Source organism: uncultured Methanobrevibacter sp. (assembly GCF_937906425.1).
GTDB lineage: Archaea > Methanobacteriota > Methanobacteria > Methanobacteriales > Methanobacteriaceae > Methanobrevibacter.
Genome location: NZ_CALCYR010000252.1, coordinates 20,742 through 27,226 on the forward strand (window position 1 = coordinate 20,742; position 6,485 = coordinate 27,226).

Below are 6,485 nucleotides of genomic sequence, written 5' to 3' on the forward strand. Positions count from 1 at the left end.
AATATAAAAAAATTACACTCAAAAATAAATTTTTAAACAAATTTTCAAGAAAAGAAAAGTCAAAATTTAATAAAAAGGGGATAAAATGAAAGTCATTGGAATTAGTGGAAGTCCAAGAGATGGTGCTACAGAATTCTTATTGAAAAAGGCACTTAACGAATTGGAAAAAGAGGATTCTATCGAAACAGAATTCTTTTCTGTAAGGAATTTGTCAATCTCACCCTGTACACACTGTGATGAATGTGTAAAGGAAGGAAAATGTTCAATTGATGATGACATGGCCATCATATACAATTCTCTTAAGCAGGCAGATGGAATAGTTATGGCAAGTCCAATTCATTTTGGAAGCATTTCCGCACAATTAAAGGCAGTTATAGACAGATGTCAAGCATTGATAATGGAAGACATTGACATTTTTAAAAATAAGGTCGGAATTTCAATTGTTGTAGGTGGTGACCGAGCAGGAGGTCAGGAATTGGCAATCCAACAGATAAACACATTTTACCTACTTAATAAAATCATTCCACTTAGTGGAGGATCCTTTGGTGCAAACCTTGGAGCATGTTTATGGTCACAGGACGGAGGTGCTGAAGGGGTTGAAAATGACGAATACGGCTTAAAAACATTGGATATGACTGTAAATAATTTTAAGGAATTTTTACTTGAGTTTAAAGCTTAAATTAGAAAAAATATTCAAATATTAATAGAAATTAAAAGTAAAAGAAAAAAATATTAAATATTAATAGAAATTAAAAGTAAAAAATTATTTGAACACTTCTGTATTGATGAAAATAAAAGAAAATTACTAAAATTAATATATGGACTAAAAATATATATAAGACTATTAAGTTATATTTAATAAGAAAATTATTTTTTATCCAAACTAAAATTAATAAAATTAGCCTAAATGGCTAAAAACTTATTTTGATTGAGGACATCATATGAGTTCGGAAAACAGCAGTGCAAAGGTGGCTAAAGGCAGTGCCATAATCCTTGTTGGAAATCTTATATTTCGTGTAGGAGGATATGTCTACCGTTTTCTTATGGCTTCCCTTTTAGGACCTGCAGCTTATGGTATTCTTGGATTGACAACTCCGTTTCAAGGAATCTTCCAGGTCTTGTCTGCAGCTGGATTGCCACCTGCAATCGCCAAATACGTTTCCGAATACAATGCTCTTGATGAGGAGGACCTTGCTCGTCAAACTATTTTTACGGCATTGAAGATAATGGTCTTTTTAGGAATCTTCTTTGGACTTGTAATGGTTTTTGTGGCAGCTCCAATAATTACAGGATACTTCCATAAGCCAGAGGCATTGCTTCCACTGCAGGCTGTCGGTTTAATCACTCCATTCAGCGTAATAGTAGGCGCATTCAGAGGAGCATTCCAAGGAGTATATAAAATGGAATATATTTTATATACAAGGGCTATCGAACAAATATTCATGATTCTTTTTGCAACAGCACTTGTTATTCTTGGATTATCCACACTTGGTGCTGTTTTAGGTTCTGTTTTAGCTTTTGCAGCATCTGCAATATCTGCAATCTATATCTTCAAAAGGTATATGGGAAAATATATCCCGCCAGCAAGTCCTGATTTTGAGTTTTCTCTCAAGGATGAATTGAAACTTGCAAAAAGACTGGTATTCTTTTCAATTCCTGTAACCGTTACCGCACTTGCAGAAATGGGCATTTACAGCATATGCACATTGATTATGGGTGTTTTTTTACCTGCCGTTGCCATAGGTTACTTTACAGCAGCAGATCCGATTGCAAGGCTTCCCCTGGTTATTTCAAGTTCAATAGCTACAACAATATTGCCTGCAACATCTGAAGCATATGCACTCAAGGATCAAAACCTCCTTGAAAAATATGTGAAGGCCGCATATAAATATGGAATGTTCTTTGTTATTCCAATGTGTGTAGGAATTGCAATATTTGCTCAGGAAATCCTCGGACTTGTCTATTTCACCAATGGCGCTTATATGAACGGAGCATTGGCTCTTGCAATATTGGTTTTAGGAATGACTTTCTACTCAATCTATACAATTTCCGGAAGTATTGTGCAAGGAATTGGAAATCCGAAAATCCCAATGTACATTCTTATTTTAGGATGCATAATCACTTTAGGCCTTGGCTGGTATTTAATCCCCCTTTACGGAATTGAAGGAGGTGCTTTGGCTACCACAATCTCATCATTCATTATGATGATTCCTATGTTCCTGATTCAATTTAGATTAACAAAGACACATGCCCCTTACAGTTTCCTAACAAAGGTGACTATAGCTTCCTTAATTATGGCCTTGCCTGTAATTGTTCTTCCAAACACAGTTCTTGGATTGATTATAGGATTGATCATTTGTCCAATAATTTATATAATTGCAATCATAGTTCTTAGAACCTTATCCCATGAGGACGTTGCAGCATTTAGAAAATACGCCCACAAATTAGGCCCTATAAAAGGATTTGCAAATAAATTATTAAATTTCATTGACAAATACAGCCATTGAACAAAATAATTATTCCCCTATTAAAATATTAAACCTCATTGACAAAAACAGCCATTGAACAAAATAATTATTCCCCTTTTATTTAATTTCTTTTTTCCATACTCTCTTTTTATAAATATTCTTGAATTTTTAAATTTCTTCTCCTTTTATTCAATTACAGTGATTTGGCTAATTTTCTTATAGATTATTTATAAACCAAGCATGTCAAAACTTTCTTTAGCAATTATAATACAAAAAAAATAAGTCCCTTTTTAATCGACATGAATAAAAATAAAAAATGGAAAGTAAAAATTATTCATAACGTATTAAATTTTTATTTAAAATTAAATATTTTAGCACTACAACAATAAAGAGAAAATAATAATTTTTATTAAGAAAAAGAAAACTAAAATAATCTAAATGGCAAAATAAAGAATAAAAATAAATTTTTATAAAAATCTAATTAAAAGTATTAAAACTAATAAATATTGAAAAATTGACTGATATAGATGAATTTGATTGTTAATCAATGGAAGTTCTAAAAAATAATATTAAAAATCTGTCTAAAATAAAAAAATAAGCAATTAAATAAAAATATAAATCTATAAAAAAATAAATAAGTTTAATAAATAAAAAAAATAAAGTATAATCCATAGTATTTTATAGGTAATAAATAATAAGAAGGGAAATAAATGACAGATGTAATAGCTGGAATAGAATACAAAATAAACATAGATGGAAAAACTTTTCTCCTTGATGAAAAGAAATTCGATCTAATGATATTCATAAATGAAATGGGATCCATTACAGAAGCAGCTAAACAATGTAAAATCTCATATAGGACCGCTTTAAACTACATTAATAAAATAGAATCCAGTCTCGATATAGCTATCGTAAACACCAAAAAAGGTGGAAGCGGTGGTGGAGGCGGTACCACCCTTACAGAAGAGGGCTTACAAATTTTAAAGGAATGTAAAAAGATAAATGCCATTATGGAACTTCATAGAGAAGCCAATGAGCTTGAAGCTGAAATCCTTGATATTGACAAATCCAAAGGCATAATGCAAATTAAAATGAATGAAATAACAATGACCATGCCTTTAAACAAGACATATCAAGTTGGAGATAAAGTATTGGCATTAATCAGCTATGACAATATCTTTATAATGCTAGAGCCTCAAGAATCCAGCATCAGAAATATATTTAAAGGTAAAGTTACTGAAATGAAACTCCAGAACGACATGGTTCGTGTAAAAATTGATGTTGAAGGCGCGGAATTCTATTCAGACATAACATTATCCGCTGGAAAAGATCTTGAACTGGCATTGGGAAAAGAAGTTTATATTGGATTTAAAGCTTTGTCTATTGCTACTTTAAAATTATAATTAAAAAAAACAAGAAATTATTCTGATTTAAAGATAAAATAGAGAGTTTTTTCTAATTTTTACTCAAAATGAAGAAGTATTTATATCGTATTGAGTAAAAATATTTATTTTTTAACTTAAAATAATTTAAAAAAAGAATAAAACATCCTGCATTTATTTTCATGCTTAATCATTTGCTTATTTATTACAATTACAGATTTTATTCATAGGTGATATTATTTTAAAAATAGAAGTTGATGAGGACAAATGTACCGCTTGCGGTAACTGTAAGGAAATTTGTCCTAAAGGAGGGTACATTTGGACAATTGATACTGTTGCACATGTATCAAACCTAAGCTATTGTCATGTTTGTACATTATGTGCAATGAAATGCGGTCCAGATGCAATTAAAATCATAAGAAATGCTCCAGACGAATGAATAATTAATCGTGAAATTAATTAAATTAAAGGTTATTTTTTTATTGAAAATAACTTAAAAGATTGAATTGTACTTTTACTTATTGCTTAAAAATAATTCCTAATTTAAAAAATAATAAAATAAAAAAATAAAAAATGAAAAAATAATAATTCCGAATTTAAAAATTAAAAAAATAAAAATAAAAAAATAATAAAAAAAAATAATAATAAAAAAATAATAATAAATTAAATCCGAAGTGATTTCATGGCTAGAATTTCAAATCTTTCTAGAAAAACATCAGAAACTGATATAGAAATAGAATTAAACATTGATGGAACTGGAAAATACGATATTGACACAGGCGTTAATTTCTTTAACCACATGCTTGAGTCCTTTTCAAAACACAGCTTTATCGATTTAAAGATCAAGGCTGTTGGAGATATTGAAATAGACGATCACCACACAGTTGAAGATGTTGGAATATTACTTGGAGAAGCCTTTAATGAAGCGATTGGAGACAAAAGAGGAATTAGAAGAATGTCTCATGCAATTGTTCCGATGGATGACTCTGTAGCAACTGTTGCAATTGACATCAGCGGACGCAGTTACTGCAACATGAGCCTTGACTTTAAAAACGACAAGATTGGAGACTTGACTTCAGACATTATTGTCCATTTCTTTGAATCCTTTGCGAGCAGTGGAAAAATAAACATCTATGGAACTTGCGAAGGTTCAAATGATCACCACAAGGCAGAAGCTGTCTTCAAGGCATTTGCAAAAGCCTTATATGACGCATGCAAAATAGAGCATGATGAAATTTTAAGCACTAAAGGTGTTTTATAAAATTTCTTTTTATTTTTTATTTTATTTTTTAAAATTTTTTTATTTCTATTCTTTTCTACTCTTTTTACCCTATTATTTTACTTCTTTTCTACTCTTTTCTACTCTTTTCTGCTCTTTTCTACTCTTTTCCACTCTCTTTATCCTATTCTTTTATACACTTTTATACTCTTTTCTACTCTTTTCTACTCTTTTCTACTCTTTTCTACTCTTTTCTATTCTTTTTATACTCTTTATTCTATTCTTGTTTAGTTTTTTTCATTACCTCTACTAATTGCAATATAATTACTTTTCCATATTTTTAAAATAAAACGATTATCAAATAGTAAACCTAAAAACAAAATCAAAAGAACGTAAGAAATAAAAGCAAAATTACTATTCTAAAACAAAATTACGAAATCAAATCAATTTTACAATCTAAAATCAATATTATATTCATTTAATAAAAATTTAAAAAAATAATAATAAATTTTAGATAAAAAAAAGAATTAAATAAAAGATTTAAATATAATAAAAACCATAGGATAAGACAAGACCTAAATAAACCCATTTATGAAAAGTAAAGGAGGTGAAAATATACTGGATTATAGAATATTGGAACCTATAGGATTCAAGTCTTTAGAAGAAAAAATGAAAAAGGAAAAAATTCATAAACCCTATGACAAAATATTTAAAACCATTTTCAAGAAAAATCCAAATGGATTCTTCATCATGCTAAAAATTCCGGGAGAATTTAAGGGATTTATGGACAGTGAAATAATAAATTATTTTTACCAGGAACTGCATGTAGACATAATCATAAAAAATTTTGAAAACATGATCTGCATAATCGAATTTCAAAGTACAAAATTAAGCTTGGATGACATCACTAGATTTGGAAATTATATGGCTAGTTTAGTTCATAAGGAAAAGAAGCATGTTCAACTCTACGTTGTAACAATAGCTAATGAAAAAGTGAAAAAAATAAGTAAAAACTTCGGAGACTATGGGTTTACTATACATATCATATCGTTAACCGAATTTGATTATAATAAAGCTTTAAATAGGATAAATGCCAAAATAAAGAATAATGAAGTCTTTAATGAAGAAGACATTGTTTTACTTGAACTATTGCCATTAATGACAAGGAAAAAAGGGAAAAAGAAAAAATTGTTAAAAAAAGCTGCAAAACTAACCAATAGCTTGGATGGAAGAATAGTAAGCAGCAAATTGCTTGAAATCAAGACCATACAATTTGTATTGGCTTGTGAACTATTAAATGATAATGAAAAAGAAAAAATTACCAAGGTGATAACAATGAAAACCGAAAACAAAGAAAAAACATTCCAAGGATACCTAACAGAAGAAGAAAAACAAGAAATATACACAAAAGCAAAA

General features: G+C 29.3%; 6 protein-coding genes. All 6 read left to right on the top strand.

The features are described from left to right. The first annotated feature begins 85 nt into the window (after positions 1-85). Entirely contained in the window at positions 86-679 is a 594-nt protein-coding gene (locus Q0138_RS07410) for a flavodoxin family protein (RefSeq protein WP_297982798.1), read from the top strand. A 262-nt stretch (positions 680-941) separates the two neighbouring features. Then, the gene (locus tag Q0138_RS07415) at positions 942-2,507 is read left to right on the top strand and encodes a flippase (protein WP_297982800.1); all 1,566 of its coding nucleotides are present in this window, start codon (positions 942-944) and stop codon (positions 2,505-2,507) included. Between the two features lie 671 nt (positions 2,508-3,178). Continuing rightward, complete coding sequence (locus tag Q0138_RS07420; RefSeq protein ID WP_297982802.1) at positions 3,179-3,871, top strand: TOBE domain-containing protein; 693 nt, start codon at positions 3,179-3,181, stop codon at positions 3,869-3,871. A gap of 226 nt (positions 3,872-4,097) precedes the next feature. Next, on the top strand, positions 4,098-4,289 hold the full coding sequence (locus tag Q0138_RS07425) for a 4Fe-4S binding protein (protein ID WP_297982810.1): 192 nt from the start codon (positions 4,098-4,100) through the stop codon (positions 4,287-4,289). A gap of 243 nt (positions 4,290-4,532) precedes the next feature. Then, positions 4,533-5,111, top strand: a complete 579-nt coding sequence (gene hisB / locus Q0138_RS07430; RefSeq protein WP_297982804.1) for an imidazoleglycerol-phosphate dehydratase HisB — start codon at positions 4,533-4,535, stop codon at positions 5,109-5,111. A gap of 549 nt (positions 5,112-5,660) precedes the next feature. Beyond that, positions 5,661-6,485, top strand: an 825-nt coding sequence (locus Q0138_RS07435) for a hypothetical protein (protein WP_297982806.1), incomplete at its 3' end; no start/stop codon positions are given.